The organism is Acidimicrobiales bacterium, from assembly GCA_041394265.1.
In the GTDB taxonomy this organism is placed as follows: domain Bacteria; phylum Actinomycetota; class Acidimicrobiia; order Acidimicrobiales; family SZUA-35; genus JBBQUN01.
Window position 1 is genome coordinate 2541806 of sequence record JAWKIO010000005.1, and the last position, 20919, is coordinate 2562724.

Annotated in this window: 22 protein-coding genes; 11 read left to right on the forward strand and 11 right to left on the reverse strand. The window is 64.2% G+C overall.

Annotation, left to right across the window (positions count from 1 at the left end):
• Positions 1 to 66: 66 nt before the first annotated feature.
• The 3 genes from R2733_12415 to R2733_12425 form a co-directional block, all read right to left on the reverse strand.
• On the reverse strand, positions 67 to 675 hold the full coding sequence (locus tag R2733_12415) for a hypothetical protein (protein ID MEZ5377301.1): 609 nt from the start codon (positions 673 to 675) through the stop codon (positions 67 to 69).
• 327 nt (positions 676 to 1002) lie between these two features.
• Positions 1003 to 3882, reverse strand: a complete 2880-nt coding sequence (locus R2733_12420) for an AAA domain-containing protein (protein MEZ5377302.1) — start codon at positions 3880 to 3882, stop codon at positions 1003 to 1005.
• A 12-nt stretch (positions 3883 to 3894) separates the two neighbouring features.
• Positions 3895 to 4284: a lamin tail domain-containing protein gene (locus R2733_12425; protein ID MEZ5377303.1), complete on the reverse strand. Its 390-nt coding sequence runs from the start codon at positions 4282 to 4284 to the stop codon at positions 3895 to 3897.
• Positions 4285 to 4422: 138 nt separating this feature from the next.
• Here R2733_12425 and R2733_12430 point away from each other — a divergent pair, with 138 nt between their 5' ends.
• Positions 4423 to 4629, forward strand: coding sequence for a hypothetical protein (locus R2733_12430; GenBank protein ID MEZ5377304.1), 207 nt, complete (start codon positions 4423 to 4425; stop codon positions 4627 to 4629).
• A gap of 335 nt (positions 4630 to 4964) precedes the next feature.
• Here the strand turns inward: R2733_12430 and R2733_12435 are convergent, their stop codons facing one another.
• Together R2733_12435 and R2733_12440 are read right to left on the reverse strand one after the other, a co-directional pair.
• Positions 4965 to 5471: a hypothetical protein gene (locus tag R2733_12435; GenBank protein ID MEZ5377305.1), complete on the reverse strand. Its 507-nt coding sequence runs from the start codon at positions 5469 to 5471 to the stop codon at positions 4965 to 4967.
• Between the two features lie 288 nt (positions 5472 to 5759).
• A complete protein-coding gene (locus tag R2733_12440; GenBank protein MEZ5377306.1) occupies positions 5760 to 8609 on the reverse strand; it encodes a cold shock domain-containing protein in 2850 nt (949 codons plus the stop codon).
• Positions 8610 to 9407: 798 nt separating this feature from the next.
• Between R2733_12440 and R2733_12445 the strand changes: the two genes are divergently transcribed.
• Positions 9408 to 9788 carry a hypothetical protein gene (locus R2733_12445; protein ID MEZ5377307.1) on the forward strand — a complete coding sequence of 127 codons (381 nt, stop codon included), beginning with the start codon at positions 9408 to 9410 and terminating at the stop codon, positions 9786 to 9788.
• Between the two features lie 110 nt (positions 9789 to 9898).
• On the opposite strand, the gene R2733_12450 is transcribed toward R2733_12445, so the two are convergent.
• Complete coding sequence (locus R2733_12450) at positions 9899 to 10204, reverse strand: helix-turn-helix transcriptional regulator (GenBank protein ID MEZ5377308.1); 306 nt, start codon at positions 10202 to 10204, stop codon at positions 9899 to 9901.
• A 504-nt stretch (positions 10205 to 10708) separates the two neighbouring features.
• Between R2733_12450 and R2733_12455 the strand changes: the two genes are divergently transcribed.
• Genes R2733_12455 through R2733_12470 form a run of 4 tightly spaced genes read left to right on the forward strand, consistent with a single transcriptional unit; the run spans position 10709 to position 13924 of the window.
• Positions 10709 to 11434, forward strand: coding sequence for a PAS domain S-box protein (locus tag R2733_12455; protein MEZ5377309.1), 726 nt, complete (start codon positions 10709 to 10711; stop codon positions 11432 to 11434).
• A 30-nt stretch (positions 11435 to 11464) separates the two neighbouring features.
• A complete protein-coding gene (locus tag R2733_12460) occupies positions 11465 to 12346 on the forward strand; it encodes a 2-phosphosulfolactate phosphatase (GenBank protein ID MEZ5377310.1) in 882 nt (293 codons plus the stop codon).
• A gap of 20 nt (positions 12347 to 12366) precedes the next feature.
• The gene (locus R2733_12465) at positions 12367 to 13032 is read left to right on the forward strand and encodes a VOC family protein (protein MEZ5377311.1); all 666 of its coding nucleotides are present in this window, start codon (positions 12367 to 12369) and stop codon (positions 13030 to 13032) included.
• Positions 13025 to 13924, forward strand: coding sequence for a diacylglycerol kinase family protein (locus R2733_12470; GenBank protein MEZ5377312.1), 900 nt, complete (start codon positions 13025 to 13027; stop codon positions 13922 to 13924). Before R2733_12465 ends, R2733_12470 begins: the two co-directional genes overlap by 8 nt.
• A 20-nt stretch (positions 13925 to 13944) precedes the next feature.
• Here the strand turns inward: R2733_12470 and R2733_12475 are convergent, their stop codons facing one another.
• Both R2733_12475 and arfB read right to left on the reverse strand, forming a co-directional pair.
• A complete protein-coding gene (locus R2733_12475; GenBank protein ID MEZ5377313.1) occupies positions 13945 to 14367 on the reverse strand; it encodes a rhodanese-like domain-containing protein in 423 nt (140 codons plus the stop codon).
• A gap of 66 nt (positions 14368 to 14433) precedes the next feature.
• Positions 14434 to 14850 (reverse strand): alternative ribosome rescue aminoacyl-tRNA hydrolase ArfB, encoded by a 417-nt coding sequence (gene arfB, locus R2733_12480; GenBank protein ID MEZ5377314.1) that lies wholly within the window; start codon positions 14848 to 14850, stop codon positions 14434 to 14436.
• Between the two features lie 141 nt (positions 14851 to 14991).
• Between arfB and R2733_12485 the strand changes: the two genes are divergently transcribed.
• Entirely contained in the window at positions 14992 to 15447 is a 456-nt protein-coding gene (locus R2733_12485; protein MEZ5377315.1) for a hypothetical protein, read from the forward strand.
• A 39-nt stretch (positions 15448 to 15486) separates the two neighbouring features.
• Here R2733_12485 and R2733_12490 read toward each other — a convergent pair whose 3' ends face one another.
• Entirely contained in the window at positions 15487 to 16263 is a 777-nt protein-coding gene (locus R2733_12490) for a hypothetical protein (protein MEZ5377316.1), read from the reverse strand.
• A 377-nt stretch (positions 16264 to 16640) separates the two neighbouring features.
• Here R2733_12490 and R2733_12495 point away from each other — a divergent pair, with 377 nt between their 5' ends.
• The 4 genes from R2733_12495 (at position 16641) to R2733_12510 (ending at position 18823) form a co-directional block, all read left to right on the forward strand.
• Positions 16641 to 16874 (forward strand): hypothetical protein, encoded by a 234-nt coding sequence (locus tag R2733_12495; GenBank protein MEZ5377317.1) that lies wholly within the window; start codon positions 16641 to 16643, stop codon positions 16872 to 16874.
• A gap of 85 nt (positions 16875 to 16959) precedes the next feature.
• Positions 16960 to 17727 (forward strand): hypothetical protein, encoded by a 768-nt coding sequence (locus tag R2733_12500; protein ID MEZ5377318.1) that lies wholly within the window; start codon positions 16960 to 16962, stop codon positions 17725 to 17727.
• A 33-nt stretch (positions 17728 to 17760) separates the two neighbouring features.
• On the forward strand, positions 17761 to 18546 hold the full coding sequence (locus R2733_12505) for an HDIG domain-containing protein (protein ID MEZ5377319.1): 786 nt from the start codon (positions 17761 to 17763) through the stop codon (positions 18544 to 18546).
• Positions 18533 to 18823 (forward strand): MGMT family protein, encoded by a 291-nt coding sequence (locus R2733_12510; GenBank protein MEZ5377320.1) that lies wholly within the window; start codon positions 18533 to 18535, stop codon positions 18821 to 18823. Before R2733_12505 ends, R2733_12510 begins: the two co-directional genes overlap by 14 nt.
• A gap of 22 nt (positions 18824 to 18845) precedes the next feature.
• On the opposite strand, the gene R2733_12515 is transcribed toward R2733_12510, so the two are convergent.
• Positions 18846 to 19793, reverse strand: coding sequence for a sulfotransferase (locus tag R2733_12515; protein MEZ5377321.1), 948 nt, complete (start codon positions 19791 to 19793; stop codon positions 18846 to 18848).
• Positions 19790 to 20785: a sulfotransferase gene (locus R2733_12520; GenBank protein ID MEZ5377322.1), complete on the reverse strand. Its 996-nt coding sequence runs from the start codon at positions 20783 to 20785 to the stop codon at positions 19790 to 19792. Before R2733_12520 ends, R2733_12515 begins: the two co-directional genes overlap by 4 nt.
• Positions 20786 to 20919 lie beyond the last annotated feature (134 nt).

Here is a 20919-nt window from a genome sequence, read left to right on the forward strand (position 1 = left end):
GCAACTGCTCGCAGGCGATCCGACTGCAGCCCCCAGACCGTTGAACGTCGTGATTGCTTGCTGTCGCTATTTCCACGCTCTCTTGAGTTGAAGACGCTCGAACTGCGCTGACCTACCGGATCGAGCCAAGACGGTCCACACCTCATTGGACGTGTCCACTTCGCCGAGAATCTCGGTCCCCGCGTCACATAGGTGAAAGATTCCCTCGCCGTCGATCACTTCGACCGTCTTGGAGACTCGCCGGCACCGCTCGCCGTTCTCGAGCTGAATTGCCCAGGGAATACTCGATCGAACGTCGCCCAGGGCTGATTGTTGCGGAGCGCCCTCCAGGCTGAACATCTCAGCAGCACCGTCGACGGAGGGACACCATGCATATTCGGCCACCGAGTTCGTGAAACAGGGGTCCACGATCCCTGAGGTCTCGCTGAAGCAGCGCAGAGCGTCGATCCGATCGCTCACCGATGAGGATGGCAGGCAGTTCGCCGTCTCGGTTGCGGGTCCGTTCATCTCCGCCGGCGGAGCCACGATGACGACATCGGTGACGGTCAACCGCTCTGGAGTCAATTGCCACGCCGCTGCACACAAGCCCAGGCCGACGATGGCTGACAAGGCGACAGGTACTACTCCCGCATCGTGCCTCAGTCGAGCGATGGCGGAGACAGCGAGCAGGATCACACCGGTAGCGGCGAGCACAGCAGCTGCAATCGAGAGACCTGCAACGGCGAGCAGTGCTGCGCCGAGAGCGCCAGCGACTAGCGCTGTCACGACCTTCTCGATGGCGTCGCCGACTGGCGCTCCCTTGGGACCTACAGCTGATTCGGGCACATCGCCATTCTCTCATGCAGGGTTGTTGGTGCCGGCGATCCGCCAGTGGCGGAGGAAGGCGATCTGGAGGCTCGATCGCGTCGGCGAAGGCGATGGAGAACGCCCGTGTGAGCGCTCGGAGAACGAGTGATCGGCGCTCAGCGAAGCGCTGGTCGGCGGCTCGGGGTCAGCTACGCATCACGACCGGTCGAACGCCTGCGAATAGCGTGCAAGCGCAGCGAGCGACCCCTTGCTCTCGAGGCATGCTCGCCGATCTCCGACGATCACCAGCTTCGCTCTCGCTCGCGTGACGGACACGTTGACAAGGTTTGACTGTCCGGCATGGCGAACAAGGCCGGCCGGCATCGTGGGAGTCAGCACCGTCGAGAAGACCATGACGTCGCGCTCATCGCCTTGGAAGCCGTGTGCGGTATCGACGGTGACGACATCAAGAAGGTCTCGCCGGCGATCAGCGATCAACTGCTTCATGAGGTCGACGTGGGCGCGGAATGGGGAAACGACGCCGATCGAGACACGTGACGAGTCGAGCTGGTCCCAAAGTTCGCCGAGTACTTCGAGAACCTCAGTTGCCTCGGGGCGGTTGAGCGCCGAGCGGCCCCGTCGATCGCGGTCGAACTCGCCGCGGACGTCGATCCACACCACGGCGGGCCCGATGTCCGTTTCGAGCGGCATGGTCTCGACTGCGAGTCTGCCGCCGTAGAACGTCTCGTTCGAGAAACCGATGATGTCGGGGTGGGAACGGAAGTGGCGATTGAGAAGGATCGGCTCCGTCTTCACCCGTCGGGCGGCGAGCGAGTACAGGCTGTTGTCCTTGTAGCAGTACTGGGATCGTTGCTCGGCGGTGAGCCCGTGCTTGTCGGCGAGCGCGTCGTCAGCCTTCTCACCAATTGTCGAGATGTGCTCGAGTTGGTGCGGATCCCCCACGATCGCAGCCCGCTTCGCCCGGAACAGCAGTGGGAGAGCCGATGGCACATCGCTCTGGGCTGCTTCGTCCACGATGACCAAGTCGAAGAGGCCGTCAGCGAGAGGGAGGTTGCTCCCTGCTGCAAGGCTGGTGGTACACCACACAGGAAATGCACTGGTGCTCGACTTGAACTCTGATCCGTTCGATGCTCGAGACAGTGCCCGGCCGGCCGAAAGGTGGGCTTGAATCGATCTCGCTGCAGGAAGCGACGGCGCACCCAGCCGGCGACGCCACAGCCAGTTCGCTTCATACAAGTCGACCGCTGCTGACTGCCTCAGCTCAAAGCCCGCAGCAATTTCCCGCTCGAGTTCGTGCTCCGGTGGTATCGCTGCGAGTTCGCTGCGAAGTGAGAGGAGTGCGTCGGTCTCGGCGATGAGCTGCAAGTGCTGGCCTACGAGGTCCAGGGTCGGTCGGGCACCGGCTTCGAGGAGGGACTTCGTCAGGTCAGGTTGTGCGCGATCGCCGACGAGTGCGCAGGTCTTCGCGACGAGGTCATCGGCCTCGGCTTGCGCTCGGGCGGCCCGCCGACGTTGCCAGAACCAGCGGCGCGAGCGAGCCGCAGCCTCGCTGACCTGACGGTCGGCTGCTCCGTACGATGCGATCAAATAGTCGCGATCAGGTAGCTCGGCAAGGTCGACGAACCGAAGTCGTTCAGGCAAGGCCGCAGCAAGTTCGTCGATGCGGTTGGCTTGCTCGTCCATCTGGCGCTCAAGAGAGGAACGGCGCTTCATGGCGTCGTACGGGTGACCCGCATCATCGGCGGCAGACGCCCATTGAGACCGTGCGGCCTCGATCGCCGGCTCGCCAATCGCGTTTTGGCCTGATGCATTCGCCAGGGCGGAGGACATGGCGTACCCGGCTGGTTCACGGAACTCTGATCGGCCGACTCGTATCGGGGCGGCCGCGTGGTGGGTCGACAAGATCCTCTCTACGACGACATCGATCGCATGGTTGTTCTTCGACGCAAGCAACACCGACTCTCCACGATCGATGGCTGCAGCCACCGCGTTGACGAGCACCTGAGTCTTTCCCGTACCGGGCGGGCCGGTGATCACACTGACCGTCGCCTCGGCCGTGGCGTTGACCGCCAACTCCTGATGAAGATTGATTGGCAGGACTGCAGGCGTCGGAACCAACTCGTGGGCGTCGCCCGGATCGATGTTGCCGAACAACACGCCGACAGGTCCAGAGCGAAGGGTTTTGATCGGAGCCTGCAACATGGCTTCAAGGTCCTGCAACAACGCACGGCTGATTATCTCGTCACCACCTCGACGAGCCATCAGTATCTGGGTGTTGCTCACCTGGCGTCCGCTATTGCTGCGCTCCAGGCGAGTCGGATCGAGCGCAGAGCGGAGCCACCACCCCTCGGTGGCGGCAAAGTCCATACAAGACGTGAGCCTGTCGACCGGGCTGGATCCCGGCTCCAATTCGTCGAAGCGATCGAGCACGTCGTCGACTTCTTCGCCAACGCCGAGCATTCTCAACGCGTTGGAATTGAGTTCGATCGATGCCGAACGAAGTGCCGCCACGACGCCTTGGCGTGAGGCGGTGATGGCGACCTCGGCCATGAAGACGGGTGCGATGCGGCCGCCACGGCTGTCTCCGTCGGTCACGATCGGGTAGCCGACGTAGACGGACTCAGCGTCGCCAGCCTGCCGTCGAGCATCGGTCCATCGTCTGGCCGACGGGTCGGACTCGAAGGTGTGGGTTCCGGAGGCCAGCATCGACGAGCCGGTGGACACCACATGCACCAACGAGCTGTCGATTGTCAGGTCACGGTCTTGCGCGAACTCTGCCTCGATGCAGTCTCGGTAGTAGTCGAGGAGGCGATGCTCGAACTCTCGAGGCGCGGTGCGTCCAGGACGAATGCGGCTGGAAGACACTGACACCCAGCCGTTGTTCATCGGCGTTCCCTGCACTGCGACCTCGGCGCCCGCCGCTGGCGCCAGCGTCGGATCCCACCAAACGCAGTCGATGGTGGCCCCGGAGCCGGCATCGATCGCACAGATCACGTATGGGCTGCCATCCTTCTTGCGACGCGTACGCCTCGCAGTCACTCGTCCGGCGACGCTCATTCGTTCTGGTGATGCCATCAATTCATCTCGTCAGTAGGCCAATGTCGCAACGGTGTTGCCCGCCGGATCCAATAGAAAGGCGGTATCGCCCGAGTTGTTCCAGATCGCCGATCCCGACTGACACCAATACAGCTCGGACTCAGTGGGAGAACCGCACCCCGAGAAGATTCGTACTGTCGAGCCAGCAGCGAGGCTGAAGCCGTTGGGGAAGACGAAGCGGTGCGATGACGTCTCATCCTTCAACGCCCATCCGGACAGGTCCACCAACTCGTCATCGCTCCCGACGACAACCCATTCGCCATTGAGGTTCTCGCCGTCGTTCCCGGGTGCGTCGTACTCGATCTCAACGATCCTCAGTCCAGAGACGCCTGCGCGCCGCCCGCACGCGTCCGCCGCCCACTGGCCCTGCTCATCGGCCATCGATCGGGACTGTGCTGCGTTGAAGCGATCGGCAAGAGCGGTGTCCGGCGCGACGTCTTGTGAGATGGCGAATCCGTCGAGTACGAGCTGCTCGTTGACCAACACGTCGCCCGCCCACACATATCGCAGCAGCCGGTCGTGCTGATCACGGTCAGACGTATCCGCCTCGAGCCGCAGGTCTCGACCAACGATGAGGCGCTCAAGTGCCTCAGTCGCCTCCTCAGCGAAGCATTCCCCGCGTTCCGGAGTGTTGACACCGATCAGTCTCACTCGCTCAAGCCTCCCGTCGATCGTTGCGTCGAAGGTGTCGCCGTCGACGATCTCAACAACCTCGACTCCGCCTGACGCTGCTCCGGCTAACGGCAGGGGCGCCTCCACCACCGAGTCGCGGGGCGCTGCACCATCAGCGTCGCTGCCCGCCAGCCCGCATCCGCCAACGACGCAGGCCCATGCGACGCAGGCCCAAGCCCCGAGGATCGATCGTCGGGTGGGCGCCTCCGGTGAGGACGGCTTCAGCGAATGCAACGTCAAGTGGTACCAGCCATGTGCCCCATGATGGCAGGGTGGCACAGCTTGGGGTGCGAGGCTTCTGCTGATCTACCCACCATCCACAAACGTGCCGTCGAAGCTCACCTTCGGGCCATGCTCGGCGCCTCCGTGACATGGCCCTGTCGAGCAGGTCAGGTGAAGGTGACGCTGTGGATGGCGCCTTCGATGACCGTTGCGACGATGCGGTCGCGGCGAAGGTCGGCGGTGATGGCGCCGCACGGGCCGTTGTCGCGCCCGATGATGACGAGGTCGAATCCACGTGACTCGGCGTGGTTCGCTGCATCGTCGAGCTCCATGCCGATGTACTCAGAGTCAGCGAACTCGTCACCCTGTTCGTAGCAGCCGTGTCCGGACTCGATCCGCTCGAGCACGTCCTTCCAGGCGTCGTCATCGAGCAGGGCGAATGGCGCCGGTGTTCTCGCTGAGTCGGCGGCCGTCTCGTCGTTGAGCGCAGCGTTGCTGCGCGCATCAGAGGACACGCAGGAGGTGGCGAGAAGCCCTCCAGTGGCAAGTAGGGCAAGAACAGCGGAGCGCGGCTTGGTCATGGGGTTTCGTCGTTCCTGGAGAATGGTGGTTCCCGGCCACGGCAGCATCGACCAGCTCGGACGGATCATGTGGTTCGGCCGCATTCCAGTCATCGGCGGAACGCTGACAGATCTCAAGTGTCAGCGTCTGCAACGTTCTCCGACGAACGGGGACGGCCTTCTCGGGCGGCGCAGGCACTCCGGCTCGTGGCCAGTCAGTTTCGACATCCAGTCGCAGAGAGTTGAGGGGCTGTGATGTTCCAGGCATCAAGCCGGTCGGATTGCAGCCTCCGATCACCAGCAGTTCACCGTTCCGGCAATTGGCTGCGAACCCAGGGTGATTCACCCTTCCGTTTGAAGAGTAGATCCGTTCAGCGATCTTCAGGGATTGGCACGCTCGTGTCATGTCAGCCGAACGGACCCAGTGACCGACCGGAATCTTCCGTCGTCTTCGATCTGCACATCGAGGAGCAGGTCAGTCCCGATCGCGACGAGATCCCAATCGTGAGACTCCATGAGTTGGTGCCGACCGACGAATACTGTTGCTCCGGTCGCCAGGTCCCGGGCCAGTGCAAACCCGACGTCCCGATGGGTGACACGGCACACTCGATCGATCATTCGCGAGACAAGATCGAGGTCATCGCAGGCAACCAACTCGACTGCGCGGTCTCGCCCATCTTGATCGGTGCCAACAGCGAACTCGAAGCTTGCACCTTTTACCAGGTGAATGAGGTCAGACTGATCAGCGAGGTCGGACGCGTGTGCAAAGATCGTCCTGCCAAGTGAGGGTGAATCCACAAAACCATAACCTTTCGTTCCATCGAACCAATCGATGATTCCCAAATGACGGCTGGAGATATTGGTAGCTGAAGCAAGACTCTCGGGGAGTTCCATTCCAATGGAAGCGAGCGCCGGTCGCGCCCGCTCCGCATGCCGCTTCAACCAATCGGTGTCTGCGCCAGTGCGAGCCCATGGCAGCTCGCGGTCCAGCAGCTCCATGGAAGACTTGAGGTCGAGAAGATCGACAGGCGACTCAGGGTTTTGACTCAGATAGTTCAGCAAATCCGAGCCGCAGCGGACCACCTCTCGAACCATGGTGCCGTCCCGCAAACCTCTTCCTATCGCAGAGTCGGCGAGCATGAGGGCATCGACGAGCAATTGTGCCGGATTGACTAGCGAATCTCGGTCGTGAACGAGTGTCTCGGCCAATCGCTTTCGCAAGTTCATCGAAAGCGTGGTTCCGACAACTGAAAAAGCGTCGTCACTTGGCTGTCTCATGACGGAATCCAGAATATCGATCGCCTTTGCATATTCGCCATCCATCCGGAGAACATTAGCCACTTGGAGCGCCGTCTCAGGAAGATCAAGAGCGTCGTGCGACTCTTGTGCTAGTTGCCGGGCTAGGGCCGCGTTCGACTCTGTCTTCAGCAGATGTGCAGAGAAGAAGTATTGGACCATTGCACGTTCAGTCGGATCGGCTGTGAGGCTAAGTGCTCGCGTGTACTCGACGGTAGCCTCCGCAGGACGAGACCTCTGAAGAATGAAGGCTCTAACCCTGGCATTCTCGTAAAACTCCGGGTCGAGTTGATCGGCTCTCTCCACGTGTTGGAGTGCTTCTGCGATCTTGCCCTTAGCGCTGAGTGCCAGGGAGCGACGAAGCTCTGTCTGCGCCGCGATATGTTCGCTGTTCCCATGAATAATGTTGGGCCTTAGGCCACCCTTCTCTCGATCTCGAAAGAGTCGCTCACGTTCCCGATCATTGGAGGCAACAGCTTCCGATATTTCAGCAACCCATTCGGGGTCCGCCGTTCGATAGCGAAGGAAATCACGTAGTGTTTCCGTGAGGTCGAGGCGCTCGTTGAGCGTGCCTTCAACCGCCGTTCTCACGACAAACATTCGCCGAACTAGCTCTTGAATAGCGGAGCGACCGCGGTCTATCGACCAAGCCGGCAGTGCTGAGTGAATCTCGGGTACAGGAGTCGGCCGGCCAATGCCGTCGAGAAGCCACGCTACCTTCTGGGCGTCGGGCGGGAGGCCGTCGAATATGTTTTCGACGCAGAATCTCACCAAGTCCGCTCGTTGCTCAAGTACCGCCGCTGGTTCCAGCCCCGCTGCGACGCCTTCGGCAAACCAGCGAAGGGCAAGAGGGGTGAACCCAACCTTGTTGGTTAGCTGAGCGAGTTGGGCTTGTGCTGCACCGCCAAGATACGTGGCACGCGACTGCCCAAGGCGACGGAGCAGCTCAACCGCGGCCGATTGCCCGAGCGGATTCAGTTCAAATCGTTTCTCCAGCTGACCTATCCCGACGCGAGACGTGAAAAGGAATCTCACATCTTGCGGCATTCGTTCGATCAGCTCCACTACTTCTGCCGAGGTCGCCGTCTCAAGGTTGTCGAGGACTAGAAGGGTCGATATGCCGTCGAGCCACTGCACGAGGTCATCGATCGAGGCATCTGATGAATCAAGCAAACCACCAATAGTTGGGATTGCATCGCCGACTGATCGTAGAGCAGCCTCGATCTCAACCACGCCTGACGAAGTCAGGCGCTCCGTTTTCAACGAAACCCACGCAACGAGGTCGAAAGGGCAATCAGGTGAACCCACGATTTCGTGGAGGACATCGAGTGCTAATGCTGTCTTTCCATAACCGCCCGCTGCGATGACGGAGATAACCGGCCATCGTCTCTCGGTTAGTAGTTTCATAAGTTCGGCTCGCTCGCGGTTGCGGCCGATCAGCCCGGTGTCGTCGTAATCTGCGTCGGGAAGATTGTTCAACACTCGGGCTGGAAGTCGCACGAGTGCACCAGGTGGGAGCCAACTGGGATCAGCTTTTAGGTGCTGCAGCGTGCGAGCTAGGCGAGGGCAGTTGAGCTCGCTGTCAGCGATGGTTGTCAGAGCAGCGATGCATTTTTCTGAGTCATCGGGCAGGAGCGGGCGACCGTGCATGACCCGATTGCGAATTGGATAAACGCCTTCCATGGCGGTAGCCAACCTTGTCAAACCCGGGCGCTCAGACTCGGAGATATCGTGCTTCCATCGTAGGATCACGCCGACTTTTGGCCCCAGATCAAGATAGCTTATCAAGTCCTCTGCTTCGTCGTCTTGGCGCTCCCTGGCCGAGCTGAGTTCGTCTGAAGTCAGCAATTGCTCTTCGGAATGGACTCGGAGGAGATGGTACCGAATCAGCTCGGAGATATCTTGCTCCAGACTGTCAATCAGTCCGAATAGACGCTGTCGCTCGGGTGAGGCCATTGCTACTTGTCTCGATTCGTCGAATTGTGTTGGGCTTGAGGGAAGTGGGTACTGGACGCGATATCGATCTACCGGTCGAGCGCTCGTTGGAGGCAGCAGCTTGTGGGTATTTGCGGTCTTGGGACAGCACTATCGATGTTGGGAATAAGGAGCCAGCTAGGTTGCGACACTGAAGAGCTCGTGGCTGGGCGGTCAAGTGCGTTGTCTCCCGGCAATCGCTGCCTTGAACCATTGGTTGCTCTCATCTAACTACGGCCGTGCGAAAGGCGGCCATTCAGACATGGACGGTTGTAGCCATCTCGGCTTGGGAGTGCTCGTCTCGAGCGGTACACCGGAGCGAATGATTGCATCGATTCGGTCTCTCGCAGTCGTCCCGCTCCTACTTATGCCGGTCGAGAATGGCTTGCGCTTGCTCGGGTGCATCGACGTTCCTTCCTGAGGCCTGAGCGTGGATTGGGCTGTGGCGGAGTTGGACACTGAGCGGCGGGACCATGGGGTCGATTCTGCGAGACCATCTTGGTCTCGCTGCAGCTGAGCCGTATCTCAAATAGCCCATGGGTCGAATTCAACTCGGGCAGCACGAAGAAGACTTTCGCCGCCCGCGACCGGCCGAAGCATACTGCGGTCACGCTTCGCAGGCAGCAGGCGGGAGAACCACAGCACGAGGGGCCGTCGAGGAAGCGTTCTTGGACTGTCGCTCGAGCCTCAGCTCGAAGAGGTCTCGCTACCAGTTGGGACTCACTCGCTGACGGCACGCTCGATTTCGGGTTGTGGTGAGCACTCGGCTGGGATGCAGTGATGGCCCAAACCTTCGATCTCGAAACTGCACGGCAAATCGTCGACGACGGGTCGGGTGAGTTCGAGCGGTGGATTGCCTGGTTCCGATCCAGCGGACACCATCTTCAGGCATCAGGGCTGCAGGAAACTCACATTGTCGCCATCAGCGCAGCCGTCCGGTTCTCGACCGCTGGATGTCCTCGAGAGAAGATCGAGCGCTTCCTCGTCGAGCTACTCGATGCGTACCCCGGGAGCGACACCGACTGGGTGGCGGTCAACCACACCGGGTCGAAGAGGATCGAGATCGTGCCCGGCCCGTTCACCTTCGACGTTCGATCGGCCCGTCGTCGACCACCTGTGGTCTTCGACCCCTACGCAATTTTCCAACAGCTTCGGGAGTAGTCAGATCCAACGTTCGATGCGTCGGTGTCCACAGTCGCTGGGAGACAGCGATGCTCGCCGCAGGGAACGAGTGCCAACGCCTTTGCCCGACGATGGGCACTGGCCCATCGTCAGATCGTTCGATCGGGCCAGATCGCCACGCCGACTGCGTCTTCGATCGCAACGATCGTCAAGTAGTCAGGCCATCCCACGCCGTTGAGCAAACGGTCCAGCGTGGCATTACCCAGACCTGAACGGCGGGCCAGTTCTCGCCGCGAGATCGATGCTTCGGCGAGGGCTGCTTCGACAGCCCGGACGATCTGCTGAAGGTGGACAGCAGCGGGCGGCGCGTCAGCGGTGAGGTCGCCCTCGGGCCACTCCGAGGGGTCCAGGAGATACGACCTGGGGTCGCCATACTGAGCGCTGCGCCGTGTCACGGTTTTCGAGCCGATCCACCGCTGTGAACTGCGGAAACGCCGATTCGTGTTCCAGAATGTGGCGATTCGTGTTCCAAAGGTACGTTCCTGGCCTACATAGGCCCAGCTCAGCGAGTTTCGCGCCGTCCCCACGGGGGCACGCCCACTTGCGTCGGACGGGTCCGTGCAAGCTCGGCGGCTAGCAGCATACGAAGTGGCTGCAGCGATGGCTCCGGCATGACCCGTCGGTGAAGCGCAGGCAAAGTGCGTGATCTCTCAGCTGACGAGCCCGCAGCTGACGAACTCTCGGCTGGGCGGCCCGGATCTGGGCTCCAGCGCCGAGACTTGCGTGGGCGTGGGCTGGTGGCCCGGGAGTTGCAGTCGCCGGCGGTCGGACGATGGCGCTCCGTGGCGGCGTTGGCCGAGGTGGGCGCACCGCGTGTTCAGGCATGGTGAAGGTCTCGTTGACGTTCTGTTGATCGAGCGGAGTCCCGCATTCGAGCAACTTTGGGCCACACTGGTGCCATGTCGACCGAACCATCTGACGCCGGCCGGAGTCATCGCGCCGAGACGTCGGTTGCTCGACGGTTCGGACCGGAGCGTCCCCTCGCCGAAGGCAGTGTGGGCGATGAGGTCGCCTGGGCAGTGGTCGACGCCGCCCCCGACGGCATCGTGGTGGTCGACGCCGACGGCACGATGCTGCTCGTCAACTCCCAGCTCGAAGCCATGTTCGGCTACGACCGTGGTGAGCTCCTCGGTCGACAGATCGAACACCTGCTCGACGACGCATTGAGCGAGCGCCACGTCCGGCTCCGCCAGAACTACCAGGCCGCCCAGTCGGTCCGAGCGATGGGGGAGGGCACCCGGCTCGAAGCCCGTCGCCGTGATGGCTCGACCTTCCTCGTCGAGATCAGCCTGAGCCCGGTGGAAGGCCCTGAAGGTCCGTGCACCGTGGCCGCCGTCCGCGACGTGACCAGCCGAGTGGCGATCGAGACCGAGGTACATGCCGCTCGCGAGCGATCCCAGCTGATCGACGACCGGGAGCGGATGGCGCGCGAACTCCACGACAACGTCATCCAAAGCGTGTTCACCATCGGCATCGGGCTCCAGTCGCTCGCATCGAAACTGAGCGACGACGACGTGAAACATGCCGCCCTCGGATATGTCGACGATCTCGACGGGGTGATCACCCGCATTCGTTCCGCCATCTTCGACGTCGCCGGCGATCGCATCGAACTCGAAGACGACTGACCGACCACTGCTCCTGGCAGAGTGTCGGTTGTGACCGACGTCGGAACTTCGCCCTTCGAGCCGTGGCCGGTGGCCGATATCCATGTCGAATCGACGGCCGAAGGTGCTCGTCTGGCAGCAGAGCGGGGCGACATCGTGGTCATCGTCGACGTGCTCTCGTTCTCGACGACGATCGGCATCGCCGTCGACCGGGGTGCCGAGGCCCTTGTGTACTCAGGCGAGGAGATCGACCAGCGGGGCGGCCGAGAGGCGATCGCTCGTGACCTCGACGCCGAGATCATCGCCAAGGGCAGGATTCCCGACGGTGAGCGGTTCTCGCTCTCCCCGGCCAGCCTCGGCGCCCTCGAGCCTGGTGACCGCGTGATCTTCACGTCGTGGAACGGCGCTGCGTGTGTGTCCGCTGCGATGGACCGCGGCCGAAGTGCTGGCACGGAAGCCCTCCCGACGAGGATCAGACCGCCGGTCTCGGCGCCTGCGGTACTGATCGCGGCGCTCAACAATCGCACGGCGGCAGCGAACGCAGTGGTCGAGCTGCTCGGCGAGAGCGATCCAACCGCCGACCCCCGCCGTCGCTGCACGATCGTCGCCGCCGCCGAGCACTGGTCATCGACGGTTCCCGGCAGGCCGGGCATCCGGCCCGCGCTCGAAGATCAGCTCGGGGCCGGCGCCATCGCAGCACGGCTTGGCGAGCGGGGCCTCGAGTTGTCGGTCGAAGCACACACGGCCGCCGCTGCATTCGTAGCGGCAGAGAACCACATCGGCGATGTCCTGCGCGCGTGCGTGAGCGGTCGCGAGTTGATCGAGAAGGGATTCGCCCTCGACGTCGACCTCGCAGCCGCCGTCGACTCGGCCGACACCGTGGCCATCTGGCGCTCGGGCGACCCACCGCGCACGTTCAGACGGTGGCCATAGCGGACAGCTACGCTCACCCAATGCCCACTCCCGTTGCGGCCCAGGCCATGTCGGAAGCCGGTCTCGTCGACTGGCGCTACCTGCTCGGCGGCATCGAGGCGAGCTTCGAGGCCGATGCCTCGGGCGACACCGGAGCATTCACCGAGGCGGCGTCGTTTGCCGCTGCCGTTGCGAAGGCAGCCGACGACGCCGATCACCACCCCGACATCGACCTGCGATATCCGGGCGTCGTCCACGTCACGCTGACGACCCACTCGATCGACGGCCTGAGCGATCTCGACCTCGACCTCGCGTCGACGATCTCGTCACTGGCCGCTGCGATGGGAATGCGTTCGTTGCCGGCGACGACCGAGCGGCTGGAGATCGCCATCGACGCCCTCGACATCGATGCCATTCGACCGTTCTGGATGGCCGTCCTGGGGTACCGCCGCGCCGGCAACGCTCTGGTCGACCCGCAGCGCCGCGGACCGGCAGTCTGGTTCCAGCAGATGGACTCGCCACGCCAGCAGCGGAACCGCATCCATATCGATGTGTCGGTGGCCCACGACGAGGCCGAGGCCCGGGTGGCGGCGGCGCTCGCCGCCGGTGGCGTCATGGTGAGTGATGCGCGGGCGCGAGCCTTCTGGGTGCTGGCCGACGCCGAGGGCAACGAGGTGTGCGTCTGCACGTGGCAAGACCGTGACTGAACCCGATCTCGTCCACTTCCTCGCTCGGCCCGAAGCTGGCGGCCCGCGGGCGGCAGCGCTGACCAAGGCGACCGATGCCGCCACTGCCCTCGGGTTCCGGCACCGGGTGCTCACCGCAGCGTCGCCGAGCGAGATTCCCGCCGTCATCGACGAACACCGGGCCGAGCTGCACCGACTCGTGATCGTCGGCGGTGACGGCCTGATCCATTTCGCGCTGCCGGCCCTCGCCGGCACGTCGATCACGGCGGGCCTCGTCCCGAGCGGCACCGGCAACGACTTCGCCCGGGGACTCGGCATCGGCGAGGGACACAAGCTCCCGGCGGCCCGGCACCGATCGGTACTCCGCCAGGCGATCTTGGGCGATCCGAAGTCCATCGACCTCATCGAGGGCGACGACGGTCGGCTCGCCGCGTCCGTGGTGACTGCCGGCTTCTCCGGACGGGTGACGGCTCGGGCCAACCCGATGCGCTTCCCGCCGGGGCAGGCAAAGTACACCGTGGCGACCGTGCTGGAGGCGGCTCGCCTCGAGCCGGTTGCTGTCCGGTTCACCATTGACGGTGAGTCGGTCGACCTCGACACGGCGTTCTTCGCCATTGGCAACACCCGCTACTTCGGCGGCGGCATGGCGATCTGCCCCGACGCCGAGGAGGACGACGGACTCCTCGACCTGGTCGTGGTCGAGGCGGTGCCCGCCTTCGAACTGCTTCGCGTGATGCCGACCGTGTTCGCCGGCCGTCACGTACGGCACCCGAAGGTGAAGACCTATCGGGCTCGCAGCGTGCGCGTCGAGACCGACGAACCCCTTTGGGCCGACGGTGAGGAATTCGGGTCGGCTCCGGTGACGTTGGCAGCACGTCCCGGTGCGCTGGCCGTCGCGCAGCCGGTCGGCTGACGCCGGGGCGCCGGCAGGGCTCAGTCGGCCCGCGGCACCCACTTGGAGTCGTCCTTGATGTCTTCGATCTCGAGACCGGCGGCCTCCCAGCCGTCGAACCCGGGTTCGAGGTGGGCGACATCGGGATAGCCCATGTCCTTCATGGCCTTTGCGGCCAGCGCCGACCGGCCGCCACCTGCGCAGTAGACGATGTAGCGGTTCTCGGGTGAGAACACCTTGCGGTAGTACTCACTCGCCGGATCGATCCAGAACTCCAGCATGCCCCGAGGTGCATGCACCGCTCCCGGGATCTTCCCTTTGAGGTACAGCTCCCGGTGATCGCGGATGTCGACGATGATCGCCGACCCGGCCTGACGCTCGCTTTCGACCTGCGCTGCGCTCAAGTTCTCGAGCGACGCCTTCGCCACGTCGACCATGTCCCATGCTTTGGTGATCTCAGCCATGGCCGTCAGTATGTCCGCCACCGCCGATCGGGGCCAGCGGTGGACGCGGCGCCAGTTCCGGAGGGATCAGTCGTCCCAGTTCTTCGATCGCCTCGCCTTCGCCTCGCTCCGCTGGCGTTTCGCCTTCAACCGGCGTTCCTTCGCCCCGCGCCCGGGACGTGTCGCCCGCCGCACTCGTTTTGGCTTCAGTGCGTCGGCCAGCCGGTCCGCCATCCGCTCCAGCGCCGCCTCGCGGTTGCGGGTCTGCGACCGGAACTCGTCGGCGACGATCCGGAGCCGAGGACCGAATTCCTGTTCGAGTCGATCTCGCTGATACGTATTGAGCGACTCCGAGGTCGCGATCTCGAAGACCAGTTCTGCCCTGGTGTTGGCCGTGTTGGCGTGCTGGCCGCCGGGCCCGCCGGAGGGTCCGAATTTCCAGGTCAGGTCGGATGCCGGGATGGTCAGCGAACCGTTCACATGGAGTGGACCGTCGGTCGCCATGGCTCGACCGTATCCCAGGAACCTCGTGTCGTCCGGTGAGTAACGCAGCTCACCATGGGGGGTGATTCGACCCGGCGACCTTTCGCTCCCCGAAGCTCCACCGCATACTGGTGGGGGCGGAGCGGGAAGGTGAGCGGACCGATGGAATTTCCAGCCTACGAAATGAAGCGTGTTTTCGGCGTGACCGTGGTGCTCGCCGTGTTCGGCGTCAACGGCTATCTGCTGTTGTCCGGCGACGATCGCGGCGTCAAGGTCGACGCGACCACCGTGGCCACGGTGAACTCGACGACCACGACCGAGGCCACGACGACCACCACCGAGCCGACGACCACCACGACGGTCGTGACCACCACGACCACCGAGGCCACCACGACCACCGAGGCGACGACCACCACGGTGGCAACCACGGCCGCGCCGCAGGCGACCGCCGCCCCGGCGACCAAGCCGCCCGCCACCAGCCCGCCGACCACGCGTCCTCGAGCAACCACCACCGTGCCGCCCACCACTGCTGCGCCGACCACGGTCGCCATCCCATCGGTCAGCGTCACCCCACCGACGATCTACAACCCGCCGGCCCCAGATACCAGCGAAGGCTGATACCCCGGTTGGTTGCCGGCCGACCAGCGGTGGCGGGTGCTACTGCTGAGGAATGGTCCGGCCGAGTCCGTCGGCCGTCGTGCAGCTCACCTGGTCGCTCCCGACCGACATCGTCACCCCGTCGCCCATGTCGACCTCGGGGGCGTTCGGGAACAGGGGTTCACCCTCGATGCGCACGACCAGTGTCGCCGGATCGGCGCCCTGGTCGATGAACTGCTGCCGATAGGCGTCGATCAGCACCTGCTCGGTCACCGTGTACGCCGCCTGCATGCACTGGCTCGATCCAATGACGTTCTGGGCGTACGCATAGGCGAGCGGCGTGAGTCCCGAGTCGGTGTCGACCCACGGGAACGCGTCGGTGAACTTGCCGACGGCGCCCTTGGTCTCGTGCACCGACGACGCAGTGGCGACGGCATCGACCCGCGGACGAACGAAGAGGATCGACTCACCGGGAATGATCACCTCGGTCGATCCGTCACGCTTGTAGATCACGTCGGCCGACGTCCCTTCGACACAGGTGTCGACGTCGCCGGTGGCCTGCATGGTCACAGTGTCGGTCCGGTAGACCTTGCCGAACATCGAGTGCTCGCGTCGTCCCTCGACCGGGACCTCGGCATGGATGCGAGCCCGGCAATCGAGGGCAATTGGTTCGACCTCGACGATCTTTGCTTCCTCGGGAAGGGTCAGATCGACGTGCACATCGGCGAACTCGGGCAGGACCTGCCACGGGAAGCGAACGTCGATGAGGTTGGACCACACGGCGAATCCGGCGAACGCAACGATGCCGAGCACGACGCCGGTGAGCGTCTTCTTCATTGGTGCAGCTCCTTCGCAAAGGTGAGGGGCGATGGCGGGTGGACCGCCGCATCGAGAACGACGCTTCCTGACCTCCAACGGTCGCGAGGGGGCGCCGAGTTCCTCGGAATCGTCATCTTTCCCGGCGAAGTGGCCCACACTGTTGCGAAACGATGACAGTCGCGGTCGCCAACGTGACAGCCGTTGAGCGAACGTGGAAAGGTCCACGCCGAGTCAGCATCGCTCAGCGGCGAGCTCGACCGGCGGCCATTCGAACCTCACCCATTCGAACCATTGCGTTGCCCGCTCTCGCCGTTTGGCGGGAGAACACGGAAAGCATCGAAATGACAACGGCGGCATTTGCACGAACCGAGCGGGAACGATCCGATCGTCGCCTGGTGGACGAGTTGGCGGCACAGCCCACCTGCGTGCTGACCCTGGGCACGATCGCCGCACTCATCCTGGTGGTGGGTGAACTCAGCGGCACCCTCGCTCTTGCCGGCGTCACGGCTGCGTTGTTCTCGTTGGGGTCGGTCCGACTCCTGTGTCAACGTCGGGCCACCCAACTGCAGGTTGCGTCGATTGGTGCGATCCATCTCGGGGTCGCAATCCTCATCGCCGGCACCGCCTGACCGGTCGCACGTGGTCGGCGTCACGACGCCGCTGGCGGACTGATGCCGGGATCGGTCCGAGGGCCGTTTCTGGCACAATGCTCGGGTGGCAGGCTCGATCGAGGCCAAGGCGACGAGACGCCGACGCATCTTGCGAGGGTCCATCGCCGCCGTTCTCGTGGTCTTCTTCGGTTTCGGGTGGCTCGACCGCTCCGACGAGGCGAGCCTGTCGTTTGGTGATCGTCGTCGCATCGTTGTCGTCTCCGATGCCGGCCCGGTCGAGGTGCGCAGCGGGACCGAGAACCGGGCCAGCCACAGCGACTCGTTCCTCGTCCGGCGCCCAACCGTCGAGCTCGCCAACGACGGCGACGAAGCGGTCTTCCGCGTCCGGTGCGAGACCAGATGGCCGTGTCGGGCGACGACGTCGATCGAGGTCGTCCCCGGTACCGAGCTGGTGGTCATTGCCGACGCCGGCGCCGTGCAGGTGCACTCGTTCGCCGGCAACTTGACCGTGTTCTCCGACCGCGACGACGTCCTCCTCGGTCCCATCGCCGGATCCGCTCGAGTCGTCAGCGCAACCGGTGATGTCGCCGGGTTCGGTCTCGCGCTGGAGCAGCTCACCGTCGAACTCGACGATGCGTCGATGGCGCTCGAGTTCGCTGCACCTCCCCTCACCGTCGTGCTCACCAACGACAGCGGCAACGTCGATCTCGTCGTACCCGACACCGGGTACGACCTCACGGTCGTCACCGACGACGACATGGCCGACCAGGTCGACGTCGGCGTCGGGGCCGCGGCCGAGACGGGCTCGACCGTCTCCATACGCAGCGGCGGCCCGGTCACGGTCTCGCCCTTCGACCAGGCAACTCAGTAGCCAAATGTCCGACGTCCTGATAGTCGTGGACCCGTGAACGCCGACGACCGACGCCACCGGCTCAACGCTGTGTTGTTGGAGCCCGACCCGACCGATGCGCTCTGGGAGCTCTGCTCGTCCGGAGATGCCGACATCGTGGTGCCCGAGCTCGGTGCGCTCGAACTCGAGCAAGACCCGATCCATCGACACAAGGACGTGCTGGCACACACCATCGCCGTCACGGCGAAGACCCGCCCCGACCTCACGCTCCGGTTGGCCGCGCTGTTCCACGACATCGGCAAGCCGGCGACCCGGTCGTTCGACCATGGCGGCGTCACCTTCCGTCATCACGAAGCCGTCGGTGCGAAGATCACCAAGCGTCGCATGCGAGACCTCGGCTACGAATCCGAGGTCGTGAAAGACGTCGCCGAGCTCGTCCGGTTGTCGGGCCGCTTCAAGGGCTACGGCGATGGCTGGACCGATTCGGCCGTTCGGCGCTACACCCGCGATGCCGGGCACCTGTTCGGCCTGCTCAACGAACTCGTCCGCGCCGACTGCACCACTCGGAACCGGGCGAAGGAAGCCCGCCTCCACGAGCAGATCGACGATCTCGAACGACGAGTCGTCCGTCTGGCCCGCGAAGCGCAGGAGGCAGCCGAGCGACCGCAGCTCGACGGCAAGGCCGTCATGGAACTCCTCGGGCTCCCCGCCGGTCGCGAGGTCGGCGAGGCACTGGCCTTCCTGCTCGAACTCAAACGGACCGAAGGCGAGTTGGCCGACGACGAGATCGAGGCTCGGCTGCGGTCGTGGTGGGAGCAGCGAACCGGTGCCGGATCCTGAGCCGACACCATTCGAGGCGGCGGTGATCGCTGTTCTCGTCGCCACGGAACCGGGCGACGTCATGACCTACGGCGAAGTGGCGGCCGAGGCCGGCTTTCCCGGCGCTGCCCGGGCGATCGGGGGCGTGCTGCGACGCCACGAGGGGCTGCCGTGGTGGCGTGTGGTGGCGGCCAATGGTCGGATCATCCCGCATGACCCCGACGAGCACGCACGACGGCTCGCTGCCGAGGGTGTGGTCGTGGTGAACGGCCGAGTGAAGGCCACACCCCACGCCTGAGGCGCCACCGTGGTGCGGCGGGTCAGGGGCGGAGGGGGTAGCCGAAGTGACCCAAGACCGGAGCGGTGATGGCGGTGACGATCCGTCGTGACGTCGGATCGAGCTGCGTCTTCCACGCATCGTCGAGACGCAGCGTCAGATCGGCTCCACCGAACCGAAGCGGGTTGCCGGCGATCGAGTGCATCGGGGTGCGCAGCTTGGCCTCGTTGCCGTCGAGGAATCCGAGTTGGCCGTCCTCGATGCTCAGCCCGGCGAACTCGGCGATGTAGCGGATGGTCTGCGTCGGTCGAGTGAGGAAGTCCTCATAGCGCAGCGTCATCGTCGGTACGCCGAGCTGGGCGAGTGTCCGGAAGCCCAGGTTGTCCGTGACCCAGCGCAGTGCCGTGCGCTCCGGGCGGTAGATCGGCATCACCTCGTCGGGCCCGGCTTCGGGCCGCTTGACCTCCTTGGTCCACGAGTACGCGACACCACGCGGGTCACGCACCAGGTGGAGCACCCTGACGTCGAGCGAGGGATCGGTGGCGAGCAGCGTCGCCGTCGACAGATGCTTGCTCGACTCGAGCAGGACCTGTGGACCGCCTGCGGTCGTCGCTGCAGCGAGCAGCACTCGCCGCAGGTGGTCGACGTACTCGACCTCGTCGGTGTTCAGCTGCCGTGACTTCAGCGCGGCGAAGATCTGGGGCAGGCGTCGGCTGCGATCGATCGACCAGCGAAGATCGATGAGTCGGTCGACGTCGAGTTGGTCCCAGCCGCCAAAGGCTTCGACGCCAACGGATTGCCAGTGGGCGCACTCGGCGAACGGCTCGCCGCAACCGCATCGTTCGTGGTCTCGCACGCCGCGCTCCCACAGGTGCACAGTTTCGCCGACCGAGAACGTGTCGGGCAGCTCGTTGAGGAGCTTCTCGATCAGCGTGCTGCCCGAACGGCCGAGACCGCCGGTGAACAGCACCGTCTGGCGTTCGCTCGTCACGACCAGCGCATCGAGCGACCGAGCAACTGCTCCAGCTCGACGATGTCGTCGGCCAGCATCGAACGGACCCGGTCGACGACCGCGGGATCGATCGCATCCTTCGGCTTCATGTTCCACGCCCGGAACTCGTCGGGCATGAACGACGCCAGACCCAGGAATTCGAGCACTTCGGCGTAGACCGACGCCGGATCGGCGTAGAAATCCTCGGACCGCAGCACCAGGAGCTGGTTGGCCGGGTAGGCGTTCATCCACCGGCGCAGGCCACGGGCGTAGCGGCCCTGGTCGACGTAGGAGTAGTGCTGGTGGGCGAAGCTCTGGTGGGCCGGATCGGCCAACATACGCGCTTCTTCGCCGTCGAGACGCCGAGCTTCGACCTCGATTGCGTCGGCAAAGCTCAGCGTCTCCACCCGGTTGCGGGTTCGCTCGACCCAGTGGCTGTAGGCCCGCTCGACCGGATCCCGCAGCAAGACGATGATCTTGGCGTTCGGCACCATGCCGCGCGCTCGGACCGGGGCATGGGGATGGTGGAGGTAGTAGGGGGTCGCCTCGCCGATGGCGAGCGGATGCCCTGCCCGGCGTTCACGAAGACCGTGCGCCATGCGGGTGGGGAAGTGCGAGCGATACCAGTCGTGGCCCCGTCCGTAGTTGACGTCGAAGAAGTACGTGCCCTTCCGGGTCTCACGCGCCGGGAAGAGCGGACGCACGTCGGGGTGCAGCAGCAGGTAGCGGGCAAGGGAGGTGGTGCCACCGCGCTTCGCTCCGATGATCAGATAGTCAGGATCGACCCGCAGCGATGCGGTGAGCGAGCCATAGCGGCGAATGGCCTCGAGCACGTTCGCCTTCGCAACGGCAACGGCGCCCTCAGGAGCCACGTATCGCGAGCCGTACGGCGTCATGTCGAACGACGGCGTGTCAGGCAGAGCAACAGGCGATTGAGGAGCTATCGATGCATTCATGGTGGTCCGATCAGGATCCATCGCCTCGTCACGCATCCCTTCAGCGTGCCGCGGAAGGGATCGACGAACAATGGTTCCCGTGATCCCTTTTCGGCAGGTCGGAGGTCAGATTTACCCAATCGCTCAACCCGTCGGTAGCCCGTCCTTGGGAGCCGGCAGGCAGCGAGTGA

What these genes read in the sequence shown, in the direction of transcription:
- R2733_12425 (MEZ5377303.1), bottom strand. Translation starts at nt 4,284, where the DNA reads ATGGCCGATGAGCAGGGCCAGTGGGCGGCGGACGCGTGCGGGCGGCGC.
- arfB (MEZ5377314.1), bottom strand. Translation starts at nt 14,850, where the DNA reads ATGGCGACCGACGGTCCACTCCATGTGAACGGTTCGCTGACCATCCCG.
- R2733_12490 (MEZ5377316.1), bottom strand. Translation starts at nt 16,263, where the DNA reads ATGAAGAAGACGCTCACCGGCGTCGTGCTCGGCATCGTTGCGTTCGCC.
- R2733_12440 (MEZ5377306.1), bottom strand. Translation starts at nt 8,609, where the DNA reads ATGGCCTCACCCGAGCGACAGCGTCTATTCGGACTGATTGACAGTCTG.
- R2733_12455 (MEZ5377309.1), top strand. Translation starts at nt 10,709, where the DNA reads ATGTCGACCGAACCATCTGACGCCGGCCGGAGTCATCGCGCCGAGACG.
- R2733_12520 (MEZ5377322.1), bottom strand. Translation starts at nt 20,785, where the DNA reads ATGCGTGACGAGGCGATGGATCCTGATCGGACCACCATGAATGCATCG.
- R2733_12475 (MEZ5377313.1), bottom strand. Translation starts at nt 14,367, where the DNA reads ATGGCTGAGATCACCAAAGCATGGGACATGGTCGACGTGGCGAAGGCG.
- R2733_12445 (MEZ5377307.1), top strand. Translation starts at nt 9,408, where the DNA reads ATGGCCCAAACCTTCGATCTCGAAACTGCACGGCAAATCGTCGACGAC.
- R2733_12465 (MEZ5377311.1), top strand. Translation starts at nt 12,367, where the DNA reads ATGCCCACTCCCGTTGCGGCCCAGGCCATGTCGGAAGCCGGTCTCGTC.
- R2733_12435 (MEZ5377305.1), bottom strand. Translation starts at nt 5,471, where the DNA reads ATGACTGGAATGCGGCCGAACCACATGATCCGTCCGAGCTGGTCGATG.
- R2733_12485 (MEZ5377315.1), top strand. Translation starts at nt 14,992, where the DNA reads ATGGAATTTCCAGCCTACGAAATGAAGCGTGTTTTCGGCGTGACCGTG.
- R2733_12420 (MEZ5377302.1), bottom strand. Translation starts at nt 3,882, where the DNA reads ATGGCATCACCAGAACGAATGAGCGTCGCCGGACGAGTGACTGCGAGG.